Origin of the sequence: Parahaliea mediterranea, from assembly GCF_003402235.1 — a bacterium.
In the GTDB taxonomy this organism is placed as follows: domain Bacteria; phylum Pseudomonadota; class Gammaproteobacteria; order Pseudomonadales; family Halieaceae; genus Parahaliea; species Parahaliea mediterranea.
Map to the genome: position 1 here is coordinate 747,347 of NZ_QEWO01000002.1, position 24,331 is coordinate 771,677.

Sequence of the window (24,331 nt, forward strand, 5' to 3'; positions counted from 1 at the left end):
CATGTCAGAAGTTGAACTTCGCCGTTACCCCGACAATGCGCGGCGCCAGCTGGTTCTGCACTTCGATATAGCCGGTTTCCACGGTACCACTGTTGACCGGATCCAGCACCGGCGGAATAGGCTTGACCTGCAACAGGGCAGCGCGGTCGAACAGGTTCTTGCCCCACAGGAAGACATCCCAGCTGCCGTCCAGCGCCCTGAGGCCGGTGTACAGGTCGAGGAAGGCGTATCCCGGCAGATCGTCGTCGATGCTGGCGGCAAAGCGGCTGCTCTCGGCCTTCAGCAAACCGCGCAGGTACCATTCGCTACGGATGCGCGAAACCGGCAGGGAATATTCGCTGGTCAGCACCGCCGACCACTGGGGCATGCGTCCCGCCGGCTCGCCGGTGAGGTCGCAGGTGTTGTAGGCGTATTCCACATCCGGTATCGGCTCGCCGTTGCTGCAAGGCACACCCTTGGCATCGGTGAACTCGGTGTCGTTGTAGCTGGCGGACAGGCTCGCCAGCCAGTTGGTGTCGATCAGATAGGAGAACTCCGCCTCCACCCCCATGGTCTCGGCCTCGCCCACGTTCACCACGGTATCCGTCTGGCCGATGCCGCCGCCGTCAATGGCCGGCTGGCGAAAGGCCACTGCGTTGGTCTGGTACTGGTAATCGCTGTAGGTCTGGTAATAGGCCGCCAGGTTCAACAGGCCCCGGCTCTCCATCAGGCTCCACTTCATGCCCAGTTCCAGGTTGTCGCTGGTCTCGGAGTCGAAGGCGCCAAACTCGGTGGGCTGGGCGCGGGCCGAGATATTGGCGGCGCCGCTGCGCCAGCCACGGTCGTAGGAACCGTACACCATCATGTCCATGCTGAGGTTGTACTGGTATTTGAGGGTGCCGGTCCAGGCGCCCTCGTCGCCCTGCTGGTCTTCGGGTGCCACGCCGTCCCGGGTAATCACCTGTACCGGGCCCACTTCGGTGCCGTCGCCCTGCAGTAAAAAGGCCTGGGTTTCAAAGGGCTGCTCTGAGAAGCGGTCCTCGTAGGTGTAGCGCAGGCCAACGGTCAGTACGCCGGCCTCGCTGAAGTCGAAGCTATTGTGCAAAAAGGCGCCCCAGCCGTCGCTGTTATTGGTGGCGGGGCCGGTGGTGTAGGTTTTGACGTTGATGCCGGGCAGCGGTGCAATCCAGTTCTGGGCGTCCACCCCAGTCAGGCTTTTGCTTTCGGCGTAAAACAGGCCGGCGGTCCAGTCCCACAGGTCGTTGCCGATGGAGGCCAAGCGCAGCTCGGTGTTTTTTACCGGCGATACGTCAGAGGGCACGTACTGGGTGCCGCCGCGCACGGCCACAAAGTCGTAGTCCAGGAACTGCTCTATCTTGTCTTCCTGGTAGCTGCTGACCGAGGTCAGTATCCAGTCGTTGGGCAGGGTGTAGTTCATCTCCAGCACGGCGTACTTGGAGCGGCTTTCCAGCCAGGAATTGTCGCCACCCAGGGCAACCCGATCCTCAACGTCGATGCCGTTGCCATAGAGCACCTGATCCACATCCAGGTCGCTCTCGTTCTGGGTGTAGGACAGGCGCAAATCGAATACGTCGCTGGGCACCCAGCTCACCACCACGCGGCCGCCGCTGTAGTAGTCGTTGTCTTCGTTGCCGGTGGTGAGGTTTTCTACATCGTCGTCGCTGTCCTGGCTGTAAAGGCCCGCAACGCGCACGCTCAGTTCATTCTTGATGATGGGAATGGACACGCCGAACTGGGTGTTGGAGCCGCCGCGCTGGGAGAAGGACTGCTGCACATAGCCGTCCATCACCTCCATGTTGGGGCTGCGGGACTGCATGGTAATGGCGCCGGCTGGCGACGCCTTGCCGTAAAGGGTGCCCTGGGGGCCACGCAGCAGCTCCAGCCGCTCCAGGTCGAACAGGCCGGCAAACAGCCCTCGCTCCTGGCTGACGTAGGCGCCGTCCCAGTAGATGGTGACGCGGGGGCTGACCGCCGCGTCCAGGTCGGTACCCATGCCGCGCACCGCAATTTCGGTGTCATAACCCTGGCCGTTGATGGAAAAACCCGATACCAGCTTTTCCAGGTCGGTCAGCTCAAAGGAGGCAAACTGGTTCAGCTGGTCACCGCTGATGGCGTTCACCGTCATCGGAATATCGGCCAGCGACTCGGATTTTTTCTGGGCGGTGACAATCACCTCTTCAAGCACCATGGCGCCGTCCTGGCCGAGGGCGGGCACGGCGCACAGCGAAAGCAGGGCCGCGGCCAGTGGCTTCTGGCTGGGGCGGCGAGCGCCCCGGGTGGCGAACAACATAAAACAATCCCCGTTTTTTATAGACATCGTTTATGGGAAGCGCCGCTTATCCAACGCTGCGCGCCGGGTTTGCGGCGCGCTGGCAGGCGCCCGGCAGCCAGGTCAGTATATTGTTTTTCGTTGCTAGTGCAATGTTTTTAGTTCAGGCGGCGTAGAATTGCCCGGCCCAGCGCCGGAACTTGGCGATGGGTCCGTCGCCGTCGCACAGGCGCGGCTCGGCGAGATAGCGCTTGTTCTCCCAGATGGGAATATCCTCGCCCAGCTGGCGGTTCACCTCTTCCACAAAGGCCATGGCGATGCGGTCGATCTTCGGGTCGTTGTCGGGGTTGTGGTACCAGACATGGTTGTGCTGCTCGCTGGTTTCGCTGTCGATGGGCACATTGGTGGTCACCATGCAGATATCCACCAGGGTGGAATAGCGCACCACCGACCAGCCAAAGCCCAGGCTGTCGGTGTTCAGCGTGCCCTCCACCGGCCCCCGCGAACTGGGGAACAGTTGCCGGCTGCGCATGATCATGGCCGGCCCCTCCAGGGTGAACTCATCGTAGCTGGCTTCGCCCGGGTGCTGGTGTATGGTCTGGAAGTGGGCGCTGTCGGCGGTGTTTTCGGCCATTTCCTGCAGGCAGGTGCCAATGCGGTGGGGCCGGCTCAGGGGGCCTTTCCAGGCCGCGTCGGCGCACTCGGGTATCTCGGGCAGCTGCCACAGGGGCGGCTCTCCCTGCGGGTGATACCAGGCCATCAGCACGCCGTAGTATTCCTTGATGGGATAAGTGGTCAGGCAGGCCTTGTCGTTCAGGCGCCTGGCGTAGTCGATTTCCCGCACGGCGCCGCTGCCGTCAAAGCGCCAGTGATGAAACGGGCATTCGAGCAGCTCGCCCCTGACCTTGCCGCCCACCGCCAGATTGGCGCCCAGATGGGGGCAGTAGAGGTCCTGCAGGTGGGCCGCGCCGGCCTCGTCCCGCCACAGCACCAGGTCGCGGCCAAAGTAGCGCACCTGGCTCACCTCACCCACCGCCAGCGCGTCGGCGTAGCCCACATGAAACCAGCCAAAGGGTACCGGAAAGGGAAATCGACTCATGACGGCGCTCTCGTTGTTAGCGGCTTTCCCCCGCAAGGGTGGTTGCGGCCCGCGGCGTGGTCAAGCGCAATAACATTTCTATTGCAACTTAATATGGCTAGTACAAAGACTTGAGCCGCCCACGGGCAATCCCGCGCCAACCGCACCGCCAGCCGGGTTATGCTCCACGGTAGATAACAATCACAAGGGAGGGTGCCGGCATGGACCGATTCGAACACCTCAACCGCGACATTATGGCCGCCATTGCCCCGCGCCCGGGGCGCTATCCGCTGCTTGGCCAGATTTCGCTAAAAGGGCAGATCGCCCTGCTCTGCCGCATGGCCTTTCGCGAAGGCTGGAACGAACACCTGGCCGGGCACATTACCGTGCGCCTGCCCGACGGCAACCTGCTATGCAACCCCTGGGAGCTGACCTGGGACGAAGTCACCGAGGCAGACATTGTCACCGTTAACCCGCAGGGCGAAGTGCAGGACAGCGACTGGAACGTTACCCCGGCGATTGGCCTGCACCTGCAACTGCACGCCGCCCGCCCCGACGTTCATGTGGTGATGCACAACCACCCCGAGTGGAGCGGCCTGTGGGCCTGCCTGGGAGAGTCGCCACCGCCGCTGGACCAGGCCGGCGCCTATGTAGACGGCCCGCTGCCGGTGGTCAGCGAGTACGACGGCACCTTTGATGACCGCGATATCACCGCGGCCCTGGTGAGCGCCCTGGGCGATGCCAAGTGGGCCCTGTTGGCCAACCACGGCGCGCTGGTGCTGGGCGCCAACCTGCGCCAGGCCCACCTGCGCATGGCCACCCTGGAATGGCGCAGCAAGCGCGCCTGGCAGGCTCGGCTTGCCGGCGGCGGCCAAGTACTGCCAGAGGCCATGGTGCGGCAGATCGCCCTGCCCGACGCCAACGGCTTTCCCTTTCTCTTTGAAGCCATGGCCCGCCGTGAACTGCGGCTGGACCCGGGCATTCTCAACGCAGCGGAGACAACAGCATGAGCTTGCAGGTAAGGCCCCTGGACAACGTGGGTGTGGAAGTTGGCGGCTTCGATATTAACGCGCCCATTTCCGACACCCTGGCCAAAGAGCTGAAACAGATCTGGCTGGAGCACGGCATTGTGCTGTTTCGCGACCAGGACATCGACCCCGGCAAACAGATTGAATTCAGCCGTATTTTCGGGCCGCTGGAAATGCACCCGCTGAAGGCCACCACCAACGACGAGTACCCGGAGCTGTTCGAGCTGGTCAACGAGCCGGGCAAGGACCAGTACGCCACTGCCATCTACAACGGCGAAACCCTGGTCAACAAGCTCGACTGGCACATGGATTTGCACTACACCGGCAAGCCCAACCACGGCGCGGTACTGCGGGCAGTGGTGTGCGCCAGCGAAAAGGGGCTGACCGGCTTTGGCGACCTGGCCAAGGCCTGGGACGCCCTGGATACAGACAAGCAGGCCCTGCTGGAAAAACTGGAGATCGTCTACTGCTTCGCGATGCAGCGCCGCAACATGCGCTTTGTGGACATGGAGGGCTACCAGCCGGGGCCCCACAGCCCGAAAAACCCGGCCCAGATGCGCTTTCCCAACTTCCCCGACGTGGCCTATCCGGCGGTGGTGACCCACCCGATCACCGGGCGCAAGGTGCTGGAGATCGTCGAGCTGAACCTGGACCGGGTGTACGCCCCGGCCCGCGCCGGCCTGTGCCACGACGAGGCCATGGATCTGCTGCGGGAACTGGTGGCGCACATCCGCCGCCCCGAGTTTCACTACTTTCACGAATGGCGCGAGGGCGACATGGTGCTGTGGGACAACTGGCGCGCCATGCATTGCACCACCGGCACCCGCCCCGGCGTCAATCGCCTCATTCACCGCACAACCATTGCCGGCGACGCCACCCTGGGGCGGGTGCTGGATGAGGCCTGAGGCCGACTGGGGCCAGGCCAGCGCGCTGGCGGACATCCGCGGCCAGGTTGCCATTGCCGGCATTGGCGAGGCCGCCTACAGCGGCGCATCAAACCGCAACAGCAAGGCCATGGCGGCCGAGGCCATTGCGCGCTGCATTGCCGATGCCGGCCTCAGGCCCGAGGACATCGACGGCATCATGTACAGCGGCGCGCTGGGCGATCAGTTCACCGCCGATGATTTTCGCGCCCATTTCGGTACAACGCAGGCCATGTGGGAATCCGGCCAGGGCGGCGGCATGGTGTGGGCGGCCACCGCGCCCGCGCAGGCGGCCGAGGCCCTGCGCAGCGGCCGCGCCCGGTACATTGTCAACAGCTTTGCCGTGGACTGGGCCAGCCGGCGCGGCGCCATGACCGGCGGCCCCGGCGCCTGGCACGCCTCTGAGCTGATCAAGGCACAGCTGGAGCTGCCCTTTGGCTGGTTCCCCCAGCCGCTGTACTTTGCCACCTTCGCCAGCCGCCACATGCACGACTACGGCACCACCGAGGCCCAGTTGGGCGAGCTGGTCACCGCCTTTCGCCGCCACGCCAACGGCCAGCCCGGCGCCGTTATGCAGGACAAGACGCTATCCCTTGAGGACTACCTGGCCCGCCCCCACCTGGCCTCGCCCCTGCGGGTGGAGGACTGCTGCCTGATCTCCGACGGCGGCGCCGCCTACCTGATGACCAGCCCCGAGCGGGCGCAGGACCTGCCACAGCGACCGGTGAGCGTTGAGGGCGTGGGCCACGGCATCATTGCCAACGCGCCGTATATCTCCCAGCAGGGCGACATCACCAGCACGCCCCAGCACTTTGCCGCCCCCGGCGCCTACGCCATGGCCGGCATTGGCCCTGAGGATATCGACGTGCTGGGTGTGTACGACTGCTTCAGCATCACCGCCCTGATGCAGATTGAAGACATGGGTTTTTGCGCCAAGGGCGAAGGCGGCCCCTTTGTGGAAGGCGGTCGGCTGGACTTTAAGCGCAGCCGCCACCAGGGCGGCCTGCCCACCAACACCCACGGCGGGCTGTTGTCCCATGCGTATGTGCTGGGCATTGCCCACGTGGTGGAGTTGGTGAAGCAGCTGCGCGGCCAGGCCGCCAACCAGGTTGAGCAGCCCCGGCGGGCGGCCTACGCCGGCTTCACCGCCGACGAGGCCGGCACCCTGATCCTTGGAGTGTGACCATGCTGGCGCTACAGCCCGACCTTGACCACCCCCTCACCGGCCCCTTCTGGCGCGCCGCCGCCCGGGGCGAGCTGGCACTGCCCGCCTGCCAGCGGTGCCAGTGCCTGGTGTGGTATCCGCGGGCCCTGTGCCCCCACTGCGGCGGCGAACTGCACTGGCGGCCGCTGTCCGGGCGCGGCCACCTGGCGGCCTACACCGTCGTGCAGCGGCCCCTGTTGGCGGCCTTTGCGCCCTTCAGCCCCTACGTCTGCGCGCTAGTGGCGCTGGAAGAAGAGCCCCGCGTGCGGCTGGTTAGCCAGGTGGTGGATGTGGACCCAGGCCAACTGGCCTGTGATATGCCACTGGCGGTGACCTTCCGGGAGCTGGCGCCCGACGGTGGCGCGCCCTACCTGGCGCCGCTGTTCACTCGCCGCCAGGGCAGCCAGCAAGGGGGCGTTTAACCACCCCCGACAGGCGCCTGGCAATCCAGTACCACCTTGCCGGCAATGCGCCCGCTGTCGATCTGGCGGTGTACCTCGGCGGCATCACCCAGAGGGCGCACAGCGGCCACGGCGGGATTCAGGCGCCCCTGCGCCAGCCACTGCAGCAGGGTGGATAGGTCTTCGCGAAACGCCTGTGGCAGCTTCTGGCGGCGGCGCTGGATGTTGTAGAACACACTGCGCCGCCCGTCCGGCAGCAGGGGCCAGAAGGCCAGCAGCTTGGCAAAACCCCACAGCAGGCCCGGGAGCTTTTCTTCGCCGGTGGTGAGCTGCAGGGCGCCAAAGGCCACCAGCGTGCCGCCCCTGGCCAGGTAGCGGTAGGAGCGCGTCCAGGACGCACCGCCCAGGGTATCGAACACCGCCTTCACTCCTGCCCCGTCGGTTTCCCGCCCAATCACCGCGGCCACATCCTCATTGCGGTAATCAATGGGCGTGGCGCCAAAGCGGCGCACCAGTTCGTGCTTGCCGGCAGAGGCCGTGCCAAAAACGCGCAGGCCCAACGCGCGCCCCAGGTCCAGCAGGGCTGTGCCCACCGCGCCGCCGGCGGCGTGCACGAGGATGGCTTCGCCGGGGTTAAGGGAGCACTCCCGCGTCAGCATCTGGTAGGCGGTGGTGTAGGACAGGATCATGCACACTGCCTGGGCCGGGTCGAGCCCCATCGGGCAGCGCACCAGCTGGCTCGCATCAGCGCAAAGGTATTGGGTGTAGCCGCCGATCACCGGCATGTCCGCTACCCAGTCACCCACGGTGAGGTCGCCAGCACCTTCGCCAGCACTCTCTCCAACACCCTCGCCAACGCCCTCGCCAAGCGCATCAACCACGCCGATATAGTCGTAGCCCAGGGTGAAGGGTGGCTTGTCTTTCACATCCACGTACTGGCCCTGGCGGATGATGGCGTCGGTAAAGCCCGTACCGGCGGTCAGCACTTTCACCCGCACCTGCCCGGGGCCGGGCTGCGGCAGGCCCTGCTCCGTCACTACCTGCAGCACCTCCGGCCCGCCAAAGCGCGACACCTCGATGCGCTGCCACTGAACGGATGAAGAAGCTGCGGGTTCTGCCGCGATTGTTGTTGCACTCAAAAGGGGGTCTCCAGTCCAGTCGGGGTGCATGGCTGTCTAGGCCGGGTGAACTAGGCCGGGTCAGCTAAGCCGGGTCAGCTACCCACAGCGTAGCCAGCATACTGCAGGCATTGTGGCGCGGCGGCTATTTTAATCAAGTGTTATTGACCATTAGTCAATCTTTCTTTACTTTAGTCCACAGCTGCACCAACTACCCCACTAATCACTCCACTAACGGAGGTTTTGCTGGATGCCCCTCGATTACAACTGGCAGGCCGCCCTGGCCACTTTCGTCATTCTTGGCGCCTGCATTGCGCTGGCCCAGGCAGTGGTGTTTCGTATTCCGGCCATTGCCCGCACACGGCAGGTCAACCGGGATGAAAACCAGCGCAAATGGCGCGAGTTCGGCAAGAAGTACCATCACCGGGTGAAATCCAGCCAGAAGATTGGCCTTGGGGTAAACCTGACTTCTTACGTGCTGATCCTGCCATTCTTCGTGACCCTCAGTGCCCAGCCCCTGTGGCGCATTGCCCTGGATGTGGTGCTGATACTGATGGTCTACGACCTGTTTTACTATTGCGTGCACCGCTTCCTGTTTCACGGCCAGGGCTATTTTCGCCGGGTGCACGCGGTGCACCACCAGGCCCGCAGCCGGGTGACGTCCATCGATTCCTACCTGCTGCACCCCTGGGAGATCGTGATCGGCACCGCCCTGTACTTTGCCACCATCGTGCTGCTCGGCTTGCTCGGCCTGTCGCCCTTTCACGTGGCCACCATCGTGATATCGAACTTCATCTACACCCAGCTCAACCAGATCAACCACTGCCGTATCGACCTGGAGGGCTTTCCCTTCCGCACACTGAACTGGGTGGCGATGAAGCACGACGCCCACCACCTGGACATGCACCGGGGTAATTACGCCACCATTACCCTGCTTTACGACAAACTGTTGGGCACCCTGGAAACACACCCGCTGGAGCAGCAGGACAACCCGGCCGAGAGCCAGGCCAGCACCTGAGAACTCAGCGCCGCCGGCCACCGGGCGCGGGCGGCGGCATTATCACCAATGCCCGGCGAGGAATGCCCCATGGTTGCACCCGCAGGCACCACCATTCCCACCGCAGACCCGGCCTACTGGCAGGACCCTTACCCCATCCTCGCCCGCTTTCGCGAGCGGGGCCGCACCGCCCGCAACGACGCGGGAGACCTCTGCGTGCTGCGCTGGGACGATGCCGAGTGGGCCATCAAGGGGCAGGACTTCATCAACGAGGGCATCGAGCGCCTGGAAGCGCGGGGCTTTCGCCCGGGGGACCCACTGCACACCTGGCGCAGCCACGCCCTGGGGGTGATGGAGGGGCCAGACCATGTGCGCATCCGCAAGCTGGTCACCGGGGCCCTGTCCAAGCGCAGCATTGAGCCCCTGCGGCCGGTGATTCGCGCGCATGCACACCGTTTGCTGGACCGGCTGCTGGACGCCCACCCTCCGGGCCAGCCCATCGACGCCCTGAAGGGCTACGCCTACCCCCTGCCCCGGCTGGTGATGATGGACTTTCTGCAGGTGAGCGCCGACGAGGTGCGAGGGGCCGAATCTCCCCTGGTGGATGCGCGCATCCCCGACTGCTTTGGCCCGCGGGTGACCCAGGCCATGCGCGATACGGCCAATCGCGCCATTGCCAGTGTCATGGCGCATGTGGCGGGACTGTACGACGCGCGGCGCAAACACCCGCGGGATGACTTTCTCACCCGCCTGCTGCAGGCCGAGGATGCCGGCGGCAAGCTCAGCCACGCGGAGCTGATTACCCTGTTCTCCACCGTGTTTGGCTCTGGCGGCACCACTGGCGGCGCAATTGCCTCGGGCATACTGGAGCTGGCGCGCCACCCCAATGCGGTCGCGATGCTACGGGACGACCCGGCGCGCTGGAAACAGGGCGCCTGCGAAGAAGTACTGCGCCTGCGACCCGGCATTGTTGAGCTGCCACAGAAGGCCGCCCACCCCGTTGACGCCTTTGGTCACCACTTCAACACCGGCGATACGATCGCCATTCCTTTTGGCGCCCCCAACCGGGACCCGGCCCGCTGGGACAACCCGCAAACCTTCGACATCACCCGCGACCCAAAGGTGTTTTCACTCACCTTTGGGCTGGGGGCGCACTTCTGCATTGGCCAGGCCATGGCGCGCTACACCATCGAAGAAGCGCTGGCCGCGTGGGTGGAGCGGCTGCAGGCATTCCAGCTGGCCGGTGAAGCCCGCTGGGCGCCTTTTGTGATGGAGAACCGCCTGCAGGCGCTGGCGATACAGCGCCTGTAGCGGCCGCAAAGGCCGGGGCGCCGTCAGGGGCGCATGAACTGACCGCCGTCCACGTTCAACACGTGGCCGGTAATCCAGCTTGCCTCGTCGGACAAAAGGAACAGGGCGGCATCGGCCATGTCCGAAGGTTGGCCCAGGCGCTTGATGGGCATGCTCTTGACCATTTCCCTGGCGTAGTCGCCGGCGGTTTTCTGCAGGGCGCCAGTTTCAGTGGGGCCAGGCGCAATGGCGTTGATGCGGATATTGCGCCCGCCCAGTTCGTGGGCCAGTGACTGGGTAATGCCGTTCAGGGCGAGTTTGGCTACTCCGTAAAAGCCCATGCCCATCCAAGCGGCGGTGGAAGACTGGTTGACGATGGCCCCGCCGCCGGCGGCGGTCATGGCATCCACCACGGCCCGGGTCATGATCAGCGCCCCGTGGGCGTTGATGCGCATGAACTTCTCCAGGTAGTCCAGATCCACCGTGAGGTAACCCTCGATCTTCATGTCGCCAAAAATGGCGGCGTTGTTGATCAGGTAGTGGATAGCGCCGAAGGCCTCGACGGTGGCGGCGGCACAGTCCCGCGCCGAGGCTTCGCTGCCCACATCGGTTTTCACTAACAGGGCTTTGCCGCCGGCGGCCTCAATGTCACCGGCCACGCGCGCACCGCCGGCCTCGCTGAGTTCGGCAATCACCACGTTCATGCCCTTCGCCGCGCAGGCCTTGGCGTAGGCCTCGCCAATGCCGCCGCCGGCGCCGGTGACAATGACTGTTTTGCCGCTGAAATCCATCGCTAGTTCCTCGTTGTTATGTCGGTGTGGTTACAGTTCAGGTTTGGGAATGGGTTGGTTGGGGCGCACTTCCAGCAGGTCCACCGCCACCCCCGGCGGGTAGCTGAACACGTGCGCCACGGCCTGGGCCACGTGCTCTGGCAGCATCCCGCTGTCCATCTCGGGGCCGGTTTTCAGCCAGGCGGCAAAGCCACGCTGGATTTTTTGCGCGTCCCAGCCATCGGCAAAGTTGGTCCAGGCCGCGCCGGGGCGCACGCAGGTCACGCCAATGCCATCGCGCTGCACTTCCTCGCGCAAATCGCGGGTAAAGCGCTCCACCGCCGCCTTGGTGGAGGCATAAATGGACAGGTGAGACATTTCGTCGTAATGCCAGGCACTGGCGGAGGAGATGTTCACAATGCGTGCGTTGGTGCGCCCCCGGAGCAGGGGGATGGCCGCCTTGCAGCAGAATACGGTGCCGAGGAAGTTGGTGTTCACCTGCTGGATCACTTCGTCTTCATCCAGCTCATCCACGGCGCCGGGGCGGGCCATGCCCGCGTTGTTCACCAGAGCATCAATGGGCGGCGCGCGCCCGGCCAGCTCGGCAAAGGCCGCGCGTATGCTCTCGGGCCTTGCTACGTCGCACACCAGAGCGGCGGCATTATCCGCGCCCAGTTCGGCCACTGCCGCATCCAGCGCCCCCTGGCGCCGCCCCAACAGGGTTACCTGCGCCCCCTGCGCCACCAGCGCCCGGGCAATGGCCAGGCCAAAGCCACTGGCGCCACCGGTCACCACAATATGCTGGCCCGCCAGCACCGCCGTCATACACCCACCGCAATGGTTTTGGTTTCCAGGTATTCCTCAAAGCCCTCGGGGCCCATCTCGCGGCCCACGCCGCTGTGTTTGTAGCCGCCAAAGGGGGCGTCGGCCGAATAGAAGTTGCCGCCGTTCACGCACACAGTGCCACTGCGCAGGCGCCGCGCCACGCGCAGGGCGCGCGCTTCATCGGCGGACCACACTCCGGCGGACAGGCCGTAGTCCGAGTCGTTGGCAATGCGAATGGCGTCTTCCTCGTCGTCGTAGGCAATCACCGCCAGCACCGGGCCAAAGATTTCCTCCCGGGCGATAGTCATATCGTTGGTGACATCCACGAACACGGTGGGCTCCACGTAAAAGCCCTTGCCCAGCTGCGCGGGCACGCCGCCGCCCAGCAGCAGGCGGGCACCCTCGGCCTTGCCCTTCTCAATGTAGGCCAGCACGCGCTCGCGCTGCTTCGCATTCACCAGCGCCCCCATGATCTGGCTGTCGGAGGCGGGGTCGCCGTATTCAATAAAAGTAAAGTAGGTTTTCAGCAGCTCCTCAACCTCAGCCTGGCGGTTGCGGGGAATGAGCAGCCGGGTCTGGATGGCGCAGCCCTGCCCGGCGTGAAAGCACACCCCCAGTGCGCTCAGCAGGCTCTGGCTCAGGTCCGCATCGTCCAGCATGATGTTGGCGGACTTGCCCCCCAGTTCCAGGAAGACCTTTTTCACCGTTTGCGCGGCGGTGACCATGATGTGCTTGCCCACGGCGGTGGAGCCGGTAAAGGACACCATGTCCACCCGCGCATCACTCACCAGTTGCTCGGCGACTTCCCGCGGGTCGGATGCAGTCACCACGTTGAACACCCCGGGGGGGATGTCAGTGCACTCCTTGACCACACGGCCCAGCAGGGTCGCCGCCCAGGGAGTGTCCGGCGCCGGCTTCAGCACCACAGTGCAGCCCGCCGCCAGCGCGGGCACACATTTGGCCAGGTTGATCTGCAGGGGTACGTTCCAGGGCGTTACGCAGGCCACCACACCCACGGCTTCCTTCTCCACCAGGCGCCGGCTCTTCATGCCCATCATCTCGGACACGCCAATATCCCGGCTCCACTGGAAGTCGGGCAGGGATGCGATGGTGTAGTCCATAAAGGAGATTGGCACCTCGCACTGGGGGCCGCCAGTGCCACAGATACCCAGGGGCGAGCCGGTCTCGGCGGCAATCTGCGCCTTGAAGTCATCCAGGTTCGCCAGTAGGCCGGCCTTCAGCTGCTTGATGCATTCCAGTCGGAATGCATGATTGGTCGACCAGTCGGTGGTATCAAAGGCACGGCGGGCGGCGGCAATGGCCCGCTCCATGTCGTCCGCGGTGGCGTCGGCGACCTGCCCCATCACCTCCTCGGTGGCCGGGTTCAGGTTGGGGTACTGGCGGCCGCCGCTGGCTTCGCACAGCTCACCGTCGATAAACAGTCTTGCTTCCGGGTTCATAACAATTCTCAGGCCTTGTTCATAAACAGGTCGTACACCACCTCGCGCAGGCGCGCCGTGGAGGGCAGGCTCACACCCAGTTCCTGTGCCGAGGCGAGGGCGCAGTCCAGGTCCTTCTCGCCAAGGCGGCCAAAGGGCCCGAAGATCGCTGTCATTTCCTCGTCGGTGCAACCGGCCGCCAGTGCGTTGCGGTTGCTGACAAACTTGTGCATGGATTCGTTCACCACACCGTTGGACAGCCCCACCTCACGCAGCACATCCACCGACAGACCACCTGCCTGCGCCAGGCGACAGGCCTCGGACATGGCCATGAACTCGGCATAGGTAATCAGGTTATTGCACAGCTTCAGCAACATGCCGGCGCCGAGTTCACCGGCGTGCACGATGCGCTCGCCGGAGGTTTCGAACACCGGCGTGGCGCGCGCCACGTCCTGGGCGCTGCCACCGACCATGTAGCAGAGCGTGCCCGCCTCTGCTCCGGTAGGGCCGCCGGTGATGCCGGCATCAATCAGGACAAGACCGGCGTTTTTACAATCCGCCGCCCAGCGCTGCAGGGCGGCGCGGCTGACGGTGCTGTGAATGGCGATGAGGGTGTCGGGCGCCGCATTGGCGATCAGCCCGCCATCGCCGTAGAGCAGTTCCTCCACCTGGTGATCGTCGCGCACGCAGATACCAATGTGCTGGCAAAGCGCGGCCAGGGCGGCCGGGCTAGCACAGGCGGTGGCGCCCTTGTCGGTCAGCTCCTGCACGGCGGCCTCCACCACATCGTAAACGCAGGTCTGCCAGGGCCCCTGCAGCAGACGCACGGCGCTGGGCTTGCCAATACTGCCAAGCCCGATGTATCCGACGCTGGAAAGTGCTGTCATCGTTATTCTCTCCTCCAGTCTGTAGCGGCAGGCACAAAACTTAAAGGGCACTGCCACTCGCCTTGCGGCATGGTAAGAGTGCCCTTTGATATTTGTCAATTCTATTTGACCATTAGTCAAGCCATGTTTACTATCTATCGACGCCGGGCTGGCGTGCTGCACACCCTCGCAACACTTCACCAACCCCGGCCAGCCCGCCAACACTGCCACCGCACTGGAGCTCCCATGACTGAACGCCTGTCCATGCCCCTTCCCTACGGTTGGTTTGTGGTGGCCTACGCCGACGAGATCGCCGTGGGCCAGTCCCGCCCCCTGCGCTATTTTGGCCGCGAACTGGTGCTGTTTCGCACCGAGAGCGGCCAGGCCGCCCTGCTCGATGCCTACTGCCCCCACCTGGGCGCCCACCTGGGCTATGGCATCCACGGCAGCAGTGGCGGCGGTCGCATCGAGGGCGAAACCATCGTCTGCCCCTTCCACGCCTGGAAGTTCAACCCCGAAGGCGAGGTGAAGGAAATCCCCTACGCCAGGAACATTCCGCCCCGGGTCAAAGACAAGCCCTGCCTGCAGGCCTACCCCACGGTGGAAACCAACCAGGTCATCTACGCCTGGTTCCACCCCGACAATATCGCCCCCCTGTGGCAGCCCGAGACCTTCCCTGAAGCGCAAAGTGACGACTGGGCGCCCCTCAAGCGCTTTGAGTGGACCATTCACACCACCTGCCAGGAGATGGCGGAAAACGGCTTCGACTCCGCCCACTTCCGCTATGTGCACCAGACGGGCAGCTTTCCCGAGTCAGACATTCACTTTGGCGACCACATCAGCCAGACCGTGCAGCGCGCCGACCTGGAAACGCCACGAGGCACGGTAAAAGGCAGCATTACCTCCCGCGGGGTGGGGCCCGGCCAGGGCTTTACCCGCTTTGAGGGCATTGCCAACACCATGCTGTTTGGCCAGGTGACACCAGTGGATGAAACCGCGGTGCATGTGCGCTTTGCCTTTACCCAGCCCAAGGTCAACGGCGAAGTGGTAGAAGGCGGAGTGAACCAGGCCATCGTGGCCGACATCTGCAAACAGGTCACCGAGGATATCCCCATCTGGGAGCACAAAATCTACCGCGACCAGCCCACCCTGTGTGATGGCGATGGGCCCATCAGCCGCTTCCGCCGCTGGTATTCGCAGTTCTACGCCTGATTCCGCCCGGTTAGCATCCGGTTCGTAAGTGAATTGCGCCCGGTGCGCCGGGCGCATCGCCCACCACGCAAGAGACGCACCCACGGGAGCGCAATTTAACATTTATTTTAAAATGTTTTTCGTTAGAATGAACGCGACCTAGCACGCAACTGCCGCAGCACCACCGGGTACACAACAATAAGGCACCCGCATCAGGAGCCCATGATGACAGGACTTTCAGCCGCCCCCGATGACCACTGGGGCAGCTTCGACAAGCAGACACTGGCCCGCTTCGGCCGCGAGGTGATGCTGCACAACCAGATTCACGACCGCGCCCTGCTGCCGCTGCTGGCCATGCGCTGGGGCGAGGCCCGGGTAACGCAGCAGGCCCTGGACGAATGGATGGGCGCAAGCCCTGTGTACAACGCCCGCAATCGCGCTTTGCACAACATGCAGGGCGACGGAGTGGACACCATCATGAAGGGCTTCCAGCTCGACATTGGCGCGCCGCATATGTGGCTCAAGTTTCACTTTGATGTGCAAGACAGGCATTACGGCCAGTTCTGGCTGACCAGTTGCGGCGCCTACAACCATGTGCGCGCCCTGACCGGCGCCGACCCGGCGGCGGAGACGCAGATCTGCGTGCACATGGAAGACCCGACCTTCGATGCCACGGTGATGGCAGTGAACGCCGGCGCCCGCTGCCGGCCGGTGTTTCGCCCACCCCACGGCGGGGCCATTCCCGCCGAAGGCCCCTGCCGCTGGGAGGTTGTCATCGAGCCCGACGAGCAGATTGCCGCGGCACAGTTTGGCACCTTCACCGAGGCCGTGCGCAGCTCCCGCGCCGGCCAGTTCCAGTTTACCGCGGCCCCCGCCACCAACGACGGCATGGCCGACTACAGCGGCGCCTTCAAGCGTGACTTTACCCTGGAAGATTTAAGCCACAGCGCCCTGCTGACTCAGGTCAAGGAGTTCGCCCTGGATGTGCACCTGCTGCAGCGGGCGTCCTACCTCAGCCTGCTGGCAGATTACGGGGCCGCGGTGGTGAGCGAGCTGATTGCCGAACACTGCGCCGCCATGGCGCCACTGTACCAGGCCCGCCTGCGACGCCTGTTTGGCATAGACGGCGATGACATGGACGCCATTCTGCGCCTGCTGCAGGTAGACCCGCACTTCGTGCCGGAGTACACCGTTACCGGCACCGCGCTGATCGATGCCCGCACCGGTTGCTTCTGGATTGGCGAGTGCGCGGCCATCGGCGATGGTGCCGCCCAGGGTGTGCTCACCGACATACTGGCAGGTGAGCCCAACGGACTAACGCAGATTGTGCAGGCGGCCAATCCCCGGGCCCAGGTCAGCCCCATGACCGGCGATGTGCCCCCCGGGGCCGTACACGCTTTTCGTATCACCATCGACCCCGCCGCCGACCCGGTGCCGGCATCACCCTGGGCGGAGCTGGCGGGCATGAACGGCCTGCTGGAGGCGGACCTGTCCCGCCACATCTACCACTACAAGGACTGAGCCGATGAAACACTGGCAATGCATCGCCATGCTCGACATGAAGGAGCTGCCCCACCTCGCCCGGCACGCCGAAGACCTGGGGTTTGAGGGCATCAGCCTCGGCGAGCACCTGATTACCTTCTCCGAACAGTACGAAAGCTACAATTACAGCAAGAACAACCTGATCCGCTGGTATCCCGAAACCCACTGGCCGGACCCGTGGGTGCAGATTGCCGCGCTGTCGCAAATCACCACCCGCCTGCGTTTTCTGACCAGCGTTTACGTACTGCCCATGCACACGCCCTTTGACGTGGCCAAATCCGTATCCACCGCCGCCAATATCAGCGAGGGTCGGGTCATTCTTGGCGCGGGCATCGGCTGGCAGAAAAGCGAGTTCGAACTGGTGGGGCAGGACTTTCACACCCGCGGCCGACGTTGCGACGAAATGCTCACCGTGATGCAGAAACTGTGGAGCGGTGAGCCGGTCAGCCATCAGGGCGAGTTTTTCCGCTTTCCGAGCCTGCAGATGTCGCCGGGGCTCGACCATCCCCTGCCCATCTACATCGGCGGCTTCGCAGCACCGGCGCTGGCCCGGGCGGCCCGCCACGACGGCTGGATTGGCGGCCAGCACGAGATGAGTGAGGTGGAAGCCCTGGTGCCGACCCTGCTGGATGCGCGGCGCGCCACGGGTGCGGGCAGCGACAATTTTGAGATCTGCCTCGGCCTGTACGAACCCAGCGAAGCCAACATGGCGCGCTGCGAGGAACTGGGCGTCACCCAGTTGTACCGCCACGCCTTCTGCGATGACAACGGCATGGCGAGTCGCATGAGCCTGGATGACAAGCTCCGCGAAATGGAGCGCTTCGCCCGGCAGCACCTGGCCTGACAGGCCCGGCACATTCACTCCCCGACACTGACTGCGAGCAAGCGTATGGCGTCCAAGTGGTTCTCCCCCAACCCCGACAAGGCCTGGATGGAAAAATGGCTGCTGGGGTTCATCCCCGTGTTCTTCGCCTACAACGCCCTGATGCAGGGCATGGGCTGGCTCGATGCCAACACCTTCTGGCACATCACCCAGAACGCCCTGATGTGGCTGCCCTGGTGTGTAGTGCTGCCCTGGTGGCTGCGCCGCAACAGCGGCATTGCCTGGCGCGACAGCTACTGGTTCAAGGCCAACCTGTTCATGTTCTGGTGGGTATTCATCGCCACCTACGTTCACACGGAATACTTCTTCGGCGTGCTGGGACTGCGTTATAACTTCCCGGATGTCACTCTCTATTTCGATTCCGCACTGATCGGCCCCGATGAGGCCGGCGCCCTTGCCGCGCACCAGAAAGTGCCACCTGGCATGTATCTCAACTCGGTAGCGTTCTTTCTCGTGTATCACAATAGCGCGGTGATCTTCATGCGCCGGGTTCGCCACCTCACCGCCGGTTGGGGCGCCCTTGCCCGGCGCCTGGGCTGGTGCGCCATTGTGGCCTTTACCGCCGTGTTCTGGGCCTGGGCCGAAACCTGGCTCTACATCACCGACAACGCCGCCGGCAACGTGTGGTACGAAAACCTCGACCAGATGCTGCTCTACGGCTCGCTCTATTACTCCCTGTATTTTCTGGTGGCCTTCCCCATCTACTACCGCCTGGATGAAACCGAGGAACGCTGGCCACTGTCGCGGGTGTTTCTGGAGGCCAGCGCGGTGGGCATGCTGTCCATGCTGCTGATCGACTTTGCCTCCCACATCATGGCGCCGCTGGCGTGAAGGGTCTGGCATGAAGGTACTGGTGACCGGCGCCACCGGGCTGGTGGGCCTGTTCAGCGCCGTGCAGTGCCTGCGCGACGGCTACAGCGTGCGGGTGCTGGTGCGCGATGCCGACAAGTTCGCCCGCTGCCTTGCCCCCTTCAATGTGTCGGCGGGCCACTTTGACATCGCCCTTGGCGACATTACCGAGGCGCAAACCCTGGCGCCCGCCCTCGCCGGCTGCAACGCGCTGATTCACTGCGCCGGCATTTTCTCTGACCGTTTGCAGGATGCAGAGCGCCTGCAGCGCATCAACGTGCAGGCCTGCCGCGACGTGCTCGAAGCGGCCGCAGCACAGGGCCTGGACCCGATCATCCACGTTTCCAGCTACCTGGCGCTGTTCCCGCCCGCCGGCAAGGTGCAAACCGCCGATGACCGGGTGGCGCAGCCTTCCTCCATGTACGCCCGCACCAAAGCCGCCGCCGAGCACATCGCCCGTAACCTGCAGGACGCGGGGGCGCCGCTGGTCACTGTGTATCCGGGTTCGGTACAGGGGCCCCACGACCCCACCTTCAGCATCGGCAGCCAGTTGCTGGCCGACGCCATTCGCAGTGGCCGCTACCTGGTGACCGAGGGCGGGCGCAGCTTTACCGACGTGCGCGACCTGGCCCACCTGCTCAGCAACCTGCTGCAGCCAGGGCGCGGCGCGCGGCGCATCATGTGCGGCGGTTACTATCTGAGTTACGACGAGCAGCGGGCGCTGCTGGAGCGGGTGTCCGGGCGCACCATCAAGGCCCAGCGTATACCCGGGCCCCTGCTGCGCCTGATGGGGTCAGCGGGTGACCTGGCCAGTCGGGTGACCGGGCGCTCCTTCGCGCTGACCCGGGAGGCGGCGGAGGTGCTAACCCGCTCGGTGCCCTGCGACGACCGCCCCGGCCTTGCCGACCCGGGCTATCCGCTTGTGGGGGTAGAGCAGTCCTTCCAGGACCTGGTGGACTGGATGCGCGAGGCCGGCAAACTGCCCCGCGCCTGAGTGCTGTGCAATAAAACCCTGCGCCGGCTAACCCATCAGGCCGGGGGGCAATTGGTCGGCCAGGGCATCCACATCCCAGTACACTTTGAGGGTCTGCAGCTGGCCTGCATCGTTCACCTCGTAGGTGGCAATCATCTCAATGTAGGTTTTCAGGCCTTCGATGTTGTTGGCAGCGGTCATCGCCACCGCCACCACATCCTCGCCACAGGGGTAGCGCTTGTGGGGAATGATAGTGAGGTTGCCGGGGCCGATCATCATGTCCCAGAACTCGGAGATACGCGCCTTGCCGCGAAAACCGGTGCCCTCGGGATCGTGCGGCGACTTGCCCACCGGGTCGTGCACCACCGCATCCTCGGCAAACAGGGACAGCCACTCGTCCTTGTTGCCGGCCATGGCATTGGCGATTGAGGCCTTGTGGGCGCGAATGGCGCGGGTGTCTTTATCCATCGTTATCACTCCAGCTCAGTTTAGCGCGCGGCGGGCGCCGCACATTCAGGCCCTGTATAGCAGCTGCTGCACACACTGGCACGCCGGCGCGGTGAAATTCGCCCCGGCGTTTACGATGGCATACCCCGCGTTACGGGTAGAGCATATCGGTGACGGTGATCTTGAGGCGCTTGATGTAGGCCCGCGGGTCGAAACTCTCGGGCTCCAGCGCCATTTCAATGAGGATGCCGGTCAGCATGCAGTGCACAGTGTAGATTACTTCCTGAAACACCCTGTCGCTGCCCTTGCTGTCATGAAAGATGCGCCGCGCCAGGTCCAGGTGGGCCTTGCGGCTGCGGCTGATGGACAGGTCGTTACCGGCCTTGCCGTGGCCCCGGGTGGCCAGCAGGATTTCCATAGTGGCCATGTATTCGTCACCCTGGTAATGGTACCAGGCGGCATCCACATACTTGGCCACGCGCCGCTCCGGCGTGCCGGTGGTGAAGCGGTTGGCACTCAGCGTGTCGTGAAACTTCAGGTGCGAGCGCTGCAGCACCTCTTCGAGAATCTCGTCCTTGCCGCCAAAATGGTGCTGCACTGCACCCCAGGTCACACCGGCGCGCTTGGCAATCTGGCTGGAACTGGCAGCGGCGAACCCCTTTTCCTTGATCAGGCTGATCACCGCGTTGATGATCTTGTCCTGGGTCGCCTTACTTTTGGCCGCCTGGCGGCCCATGGCGTCGATATCCGCCTGGTCGAGTTCTATGGCCACGCTCTTCCTCTTCATGAAACATTGCCGTTGAATGGGCGCCATTTTACCAGAGTCACACGCGGCCATCCTAACTATTGATACTGCCCACATTCGCGCCGACAGGCACCCTGACAGGCACCTTGCCCCGCATCACACCAATCCCTATAATCAAACAAATAATTTCATTCGAAATGTTTTGTTGCCAGCTGCGAGGCCATCATGAGCGCACACCCCACCCCCATTCCCGTTGTCAGCGGTGCCAAACCCGCCGCAGAGGGCGGCCATTTCGATGAGTTTTGCGCCCACCCCGCCTACTTTCTTATGCGCGCTTACCAGGAGTGCGGCGAACTGGCGGAATTCGACATGGGCGGCATGGCCACCGTGCTGATGGTGGGCCCCGAAGCCCACGAAGCCGTGTTCCGGGTGGATGACGTCAAGGTTAGCGCGCCCGAGGCCTACCAGTTCATGGTGCCCATCTTCGGCAAGGGCGTGCAGTACGGCGCGCCCATCGATATCGAGCGTCAGCAGTTGCGCATGCATTCGCGCGGGCTGGCCAGCGAGAAGATGAACCACTACGCCCCCATCATCGCCAAAGAGGCCGAGGACTGGATTGCCGACTGGGGCGACAGCGGTGAATTCGACTTTTACGAAGGCTTTGCCGACCTCACCATCAAAACCTCCACCCACTGCCTGCTGGGCAGCGAGTTCCGCTATTCCCTCACCGATGAATTTGCCAGCCTTTACCACACCCTGGGTGCCGCCGCCGACGCCGGCGGCCTGCAGGACCCCAACGCCCGCAAGGCCGCCTACGAGGCCCGCGACACCGCCCGCGCCCGGCTGGAAGAGCTGATCACCGAGCGGGTGGAAAGGCGCCGCGCCTCCGGCGAGGTGCAGATGGACCTGCTGCAGGTCTACATGGACGCGACCTACGCCGACGGCCGCCACCTGAGCACCTCGGAAATTGCCGGCATGATTGTGTGGTTCATGTTCGCCGGCCACCACACCAGCGCCAACACCGCCGCCTGGACGCTGGTGGAACTGGCCCGCAACCCCGAGTTGGCCGCTGCAGTGGTAGTCGAAGTGGACGCCCTCATGGATTCCGGCCAGCAGTTTGACATGCGCACCCTGCGGCGGATGTCGAAACTGGAAGGCTTCATCCGTGAGACCCTGCGCGTACACCCGCCGCTGAACGCCCTCACCCGCCGCGTGGTGGATGACTTTGAATACAAGGGATACATCATCGAAAAGGGCAAGAACGTGATGCTGTGCCCCTACGTGGCCCACCGGCTGGAGAGCAGTTTCGAGAATGCCGAGGCCTTCAACCCCGATCGCCCCAACCCCGAAAACCCCTTCGCCCTGATTCCCTTCGGCGGCGGCCAGCGCAAGTGCGTGGGCAACGCCTTCGCCATTTTGCAGGTGAAAGTGATCTTCTGCGTGCTGCTGCACCACTACGAATTCCAGCTGGCCGGCCCCTCCGGTGAATACGCCGAGATCATGCCCTCGCTGATCCTGCGACCGTCCGACCCGTGCATCCTGCGCTATCGCCGCCGCGCCGACCGCGCCGCAGCCTGAGGAGAACCCCATGGGACGCTACAAGGTAGAAGTCGACCTGCTGCTGTGCCAGGGCCACGGCGTATGCACCGAAGAATGCCCCGAAGTGTTCGAAGTGGTGGATGTGGAAACCGGCTATCCCAAAGTGCGGGTGAAGGAAGAGTTTCCCGACGAAGCCCTGCGCAGTAAAGTGCAGGACGCAGTGGACTATTGCCCGAACCGCACCATCAAATTGATTGAGCTGGATTAGCTCGGCAAATGGCTGGTTGGCTCATTGGGGCCAACCGCGAGTGCAACACAGGCGATGGCGGCGGTTCGGCTAGCTCTATCGCCCACAACGATGGCTGAAACTGGCGCCAGGCCCGCTCCAATCTACGCAGCCAAATTGTACTAAAAGGCAAACTGGCTGGTCGCGTAGGACGCCATCACCTCGCCGCACACCGGGTAGATGACCTCGGTATGGGCCACGTGGGTTGAATAGGCGAGGAAGTCTTCCTCGCTGGCAAATTCAGCCACCACGGCCAGCCCGGCATTGCCTTCCAGCAGGGCCATGTCCAAACCCACACGGAAGGCTTTAACTTGCGGAATGAGCCCCGGCAGCTGCTCGAAGGCGGCCAGCACGGCCTGCTTGCGCTCGTCGCTGGTGCCGTCTTTGAAGTGGATCAGGGTAATGTGCTGGATCATCTCAACCTGCCTTTTGCTGCTTTTTTGCCGCAGTTTCGTCTTCGTGTTGTTTGATGGCCTTCTCGATGCCACCCATGTACTCGGCCATGAAGCGGTCGGCATTGGACGACGCCCATTCCAGTGAGGGGGTGCGGTTGTCGTTGCAGTGCTGAAAGTGCGGCATGACGTAACGGGCGATCAGTTCGTAGGACTTTTTGGTTGCGGCATAGTCCGCCGCGTTGTGGGCCAGCGACAGGAAGGCGCCAAAGCCGCCGGATTGCTGCTGCAGCTTCTGGATGTGGGCCACCAGGTCATCCGGGGTACCCACCAGCCCTACCCCGAAGGCGCCGAGGCCGCCGGTGGTCCACACGTCGATGGCCTCGTCCAGGTCATTCACCTGGGGGAACAGGGAGCCGCCGAATTTGTGGAAGTAGTTGAACATGTCCATCAGGCCGTACTCCAGGTCGCGCACCGCCTGCTCGCGGGTCTCGGCGATGTGGATGGGCGCCACCACCCGCCAGGTGCGGCGGTCTACAGTCTGCTGGTATTCCTCGGCCTTGCTTTCGCAGATAGCCCAGCTGTCGGCCAGCGCCTCGAAGCCCTTGGGGCTGGAGGCGGCCACCGACAGCATGCCGGCGCCATACTGCCCGGCCAGGCGCGCACCAGAGGGCGAGATGGCCGAGGCCACCACCACCTCCAACTCCTCCTGGTAGGGCAGGATGTGCATGCGCGCTTCGTTCAGGGTAAACCAGTCGGTTTTGGCGGTGACGGTTTCGCCGCGCAGCAGTTTAACCAGCACATCCAGCGACTCACCCATGCGCTCGCGCAGGGACTGTGGGTCCACCCCCATCATGTAGGCGTCGGCCACCAGCTGGCCGGGGCCCACACCGAACATGATGCGCCCACGCGTCTGGTGATCGAGCTGGGCAATGCGGTCCGCCAGAATCAGTGGCTGGTGGTACGACAGTGAACTGACCCCGGTGCCCAGGCGAATGTGCCGGGTGCGCTCGGCGGCGGTGGCAATGAACACCTCTGGCGAGGCGATGCACTCGTAGGCGCCGGAGTGATGCTCGCCAATCCAGGCCTCGTCAAAATCCATCGTATCCAGCCATTTGACCAGATCGAGGTCGCGCTCTATGGCAAAGGTGGGGCTGGTGCGATCATTGTGGAAGGGGGCGAAGAATGCCCCAAAGCGCAAGCGCCGCGGTTGATAGGTCACTGGACTCTCCTTGAACTTCCCTTGGTCTTCCCTTGGTTTTCGCTTAAAGGCTCC

The 24,331-nt window shown here is 64.0% G+C and carries 24 protein-coding genes; 13 read left to right on the forward strand and 11 right to left on the reverse strand.

Annotation, left to right across the window (positions count from 1 at the left end; translation table 11 throughout):
* Window positions 1–4: 4 nt before the first annotated feature.
* Window positions 5–2,290: a TonB-dependent receptor gene (locus DDZ17_RS08770; RefSeq protein ID WP_170150186.1), complete on the reverse strand. Its 2,286-nt coding sequence runs from the start codon at window positions 2,288–2,290 to the stop codon at window positions 5–7.
* A gap of 142 nt (window positions 2,291–2,432) precedes the next feature.
* Window positions 2,433–3,368, reverse strand: a complete 936-nt coding sequence (locus tag DDZ17_RS08775; protein WP_116365865.1) for a Rieske 2Fe-2S domain-containing protein — start codon at window positions 3,366–3,368, stop codon at window positions 2,433–2,435.
* A gap of 200 nt (window positions 3,369–3,568) precedes the next feature.
* Here DDZ17_RS08775 and DDZ17_RS08780 point away from each other — a divergent pair, with 200 nt between their 5' ends.
* Genes DDZ17_RS08780 through DDZ17_RS08795 form a run of 4 tightly spaced genes read left to right on the forward strand, consistent with a single transcriptional unit; the run spans window position 3,569 to window position 6,924 of the window.
* Window positions 3,569–4,357: a class II aldolase/adducin family protein gene (locus DDZ17_RS08780; RefSeq protein ID WP_116365867.1), complete on the forward strand. Its 789-nt coding sequence runs from the start codon at window positions 3,569–3,571 to the stop codon at window positions 4,355–4,357.
* Window positions 4,354–5,280, forward strand: coding sequence for a TauD/TfdA dioxygenase family protein (locus tag DDZ17_RS08785; RefSeq protein ID WP_116365869.1), 927 nt, complete (start codon window positions 4,354–4,356; stop codon window positions 5,278–5,280). The genes DDZ17_RS08780 and DDZ17_RS08785 overlap by 4 nt, the downstream gene beginning before the upstream one ends.
* Window positions 5,270–6,481: a thiolase C-terminal domain-containing protein gene (locus DDZ17_RS08790; protein ID WP_116365871.1), complete on the forward strand. Its 1,212-nt coding sequence runs from the start codon at window positions 5,270–5,272 to the stop codon at window positions 6,479–6,481. The genes DDZ17_RS08785 and DDZ17_RS08790 overlap by 11 nt, the downstream gene beginning before the upstream one ends.
* Window positions 6,482–6,483: 2 nt before the next feature.
* Window positions 6,484–6,924, forward strand: a complete 441-nt coding sequence (locus DDZ17_RS08795) for a Zn-ribbon domain-containing OB-fold protein (protein WP_116365873.1) — start codon at window positions 6,484–6,486, stop codon at window positions 6,922–6,924.
* Here DDZ17_RS08795 and DDZ17_RS08800 read toward each other — a convergent pair.
* The gene (locus DDZ17_RS08800; protein ID WP_241505833.1) at window positions 6,921–8,042 is read right to left on the reverse strand and encodes a medium chain dehydrogenase/reductase family protein; all 1,122 of its coding nucleotides are present in this window, start codon (window positions 8,040–8,042) and stop codon (window positions 6,921–6,923) included. The genes DDZ17_RS08795 and DDZ17_RS08800 overlap by 4 nt on opposite strands.
* Before the next feature lie 229 nt (window positions 8,043–8,271).
* On the opposite strand from DDZ17_RS08800, the gene DDZ17_RS08805 reads away from it, so the two are divergent.
* The gene (locus DDZ17_RS08805) at window positions 8,272–9,039 is read left to right on the forward strand and encodes a sterol desaturase family protein (RefSeq protein WP_116365881.1); all 768 of its coding nucleotides are present in this window, start codon (window positions 8,272–8,274) and stop codon (window positions 9,037–9,039) included.
* A gap of 69 nt (window positions 9,040–9,108) precedes the next feature.
* Window positions 9,109–10,329: a cytochrome P450 gene (locus DDZ17_RS08810; protein WP_157976550.1), complete on the forward strand. Its 1,221-nt coding sequence runs from the start codon at window positions 9,109–9,111 to the stop codon at window positions 10,327–10,329.
* 23 nt (window positions 10,330–10,352) lie between these two features.
* Here the strand turns inward: DDZ17_RS08810 and DDZ17_RS08815 are convergent, their stop codons facing one another.
* From DDZ17_RS08815 to DDZ17_RS08830, 4 genes are read right to left on the reverse strand one after another with little or no spacing between them, the layout of a single operon-like run.
* Window positions 10,353–11,099, reverse strand: a complete 747-nt coding sequence (locus tag DDZ17_RS08815; protein WP_116365885.1) for an SDR family oxidoreductase — start codon at window positions 11,097–11,099, stop codon at window positions 10,353–10,355.
* 30 nt (window positions 11,100–11,129) lie between these two features.
* Complete coding sequence (locus DDZ17_RS08820) at window positions 11,130–11,903, reverse strand: SDR family oxidoreductase (protein ID WP_116365887.1); 774 nt, start codon at window positions 11,901–11,903, stop codon at window positions 11,130–11,132.
* On the reverse strand, window positions 11,900–13,363 hold the full coding sequence (locus tag DDZ17_RS08825) for an aldehyde dehydrogenase family protein (protein ID WP_116365889.1): 1,464 nt from the start codon (window positions 13,361–13,363) through the stop codon (window positions 11,900–11,902). Before DDZ17_RS08825 ends, DDZ17_RS08820 begins: the two co-directional genes overlap by 4 nt.
* Before the next feature lie 8 nt (window positions 13,364–13,371).
* Window positions 13,372–14,229 carry an NAD(P)-dependent oxidoreductase gene (locus tag DDZ17_RS08830; protein WP_116365890.1) on the reverse strand — a complete coding sequence of 286 codons (858 nt, stop codon included), beginning with the start codon at window positions 14,227–14,229 and terminating at the stop codon, window positions 13,372–13,374.
* A gap of 225 nt (window positions 14,230–14,454) precedes the next feature.
* Here DDZ17_RS08830 and DDZ17_RS08835 point away from each other — a divergent pair, with 225 nt between their 5' ends.
* From DDZ17_RS08835 to DDZ17_RS08855, 5 genes are all read left to right on the forward strand, one after another.
* Window positions 14,455–15,420, forward strand: coding sequence for an aromatic ring-hydroxylating oxygenase subunit alpha (locus DDZ17_RS08835; RefSeq protein WP_116365892.1), 966 nt, complete (start codon window positions 14,455–14,457; stop codon window positions 15,418–15,420).
* Window positions 15,421–15,624: 204 nt separating this feature from the next.
* Window positions 15,625–16,920: a hypothetical protein gene (locus DDZ17_RS08840; RefSeq protein WP_116365894.1), complete on the forward strand. Its 1,296-nt coding sequence runs from the start codon at window positions 15,625–15,627 to the stop codon at window positions 16,918–16,920.
* A 4-nt stretch (window positions 16,921–16,924) separates the two neighbouring features.
* Window positions 16,925–17,785 carry a TIGR03619 family F420-dependent LLM class oxidoreductase gene (locus tag DDZ17_RS08845; RefSeq protein ID WP_116365896.1) on the forward strand — a complete coding sequence of 287 codons (861 nt, stop codon included), beginning with the start codon at window positions 16,925–16,927 and terminating at the stop codon, window positions 17,783–17,785.
* 45 nt (window positions 17,786–17,830) lie between these two features.
* On the forward strand, window positions 17,831–18,655 hold the full coding sequence (locus tag DDZ17_RS08850) for a hypothetical protein (protein ID WP_116365898.1): 825 nt from the start codon (window positions 17,831–17,833) through the stop codon (window positions 18,653–18,655).
* A 10-nt stretch (window positions 18,656–18,665) separates the two neighbouring features.
* Window positions 18,666–19,667, forward strand: coding sequence for an SDR family NAD(P)-dependent oxidoreductase (locus DDZ17_RS08855; RefSeq protein ID WP_116365900.1), 1,002 nt, complete (start codon window positions 18,666–18,668; stop codon window positions 19,665–19,667).
* 27 nt (window positions 19,668–19,694) lie between these two features.
* Here the strand turns inward: DDZ17_RS08855 and DDZ17_RS08860 are convergent, their stop codons facing one another.
* The gene (locus DDZ17_RS08860) at window positions 19,695–20,114 is read right to left on the reverse strand and encodes a nuclear transport factor 2 family protein (protein WP_116365902.1); all 420 of its coding nucleotides are present in this window, start codon (window positions 20,112–20,114) and stop codon (window positions 19,695–19,697) included.
* A 130-nt stretch (window positions 20,115–20,244) separates the two neighbouring features.
* A complete protein-coding gene (locus tag DDZ17_RS08865) occupies window positions 20,245–20,880 on the reverse strand; it encodes a TetR/AcrR family transcriptional regulator (protein ID WP_157976551.1) in 636 nt (211 codons plus the stop codon).
* Between the two features lie 183 nt (window positions 20,881–21,063).
* Here DDZ17_RS08865 and DDZ17_RS08870 point away from each other — a divergent pair, with 183 nt between their 5' ends.
* Together DDZ17_RS08870 and DDZ17_RS08875 are read left to right on the forward strand one after the other, a co-directional pair.
* Window positions 21,064–22,416, forward strand: coding sequence for a cytochrome P450 (locus DDZ17_RS08870; protein WP_116365906.1), 1,353 nt, complete (start codon window positions 21,064–21,066; stop codon window positions 22,414–22,416).
* Between the two features lie 10 nt (window positions 22,417–22,426).
* Window positions 22,427–22,645, forward strand: coding sequence for a ferredoxin (locus DDZ17_RS08875; protein WP_116365908.1), 219 nt, complete (start codon window positions 22,427–22,429; stop codon window positions 22,643–22,645).
* Between the two features lie 140 nt (window positions 22,646–22,785).
* On the opposite strand, the gene DDZ17_RS08880 is transcribed toward DDZ17_RS08875, so the two are convergent.
* Window positions 22,786–23,079, reverse strand: a complete 294-nt coding sequence (locus DDZ17_RS08880; protein ID WP_157976552.1) for a Dabb family protein — start codon at window positions 23,077–23,079, stop codon at window positions 22,786–22,788.
* 1 nt (window position 23,080) lies between these two features.
* On the reverse strand, window positions 23,081–24,277 hold the full coding sequence (locus DDZ17_RS08885; protein ID WP_206613487.1) for an LLM class flavin-dependent oxidoreductase: 1,197 nt from the start codon (window positions 24,275–24,277) through the stop codon (window positions 23,081–23,083).
* Window positions 24,278–24,331: the final 54 nt, after the last annotated feature.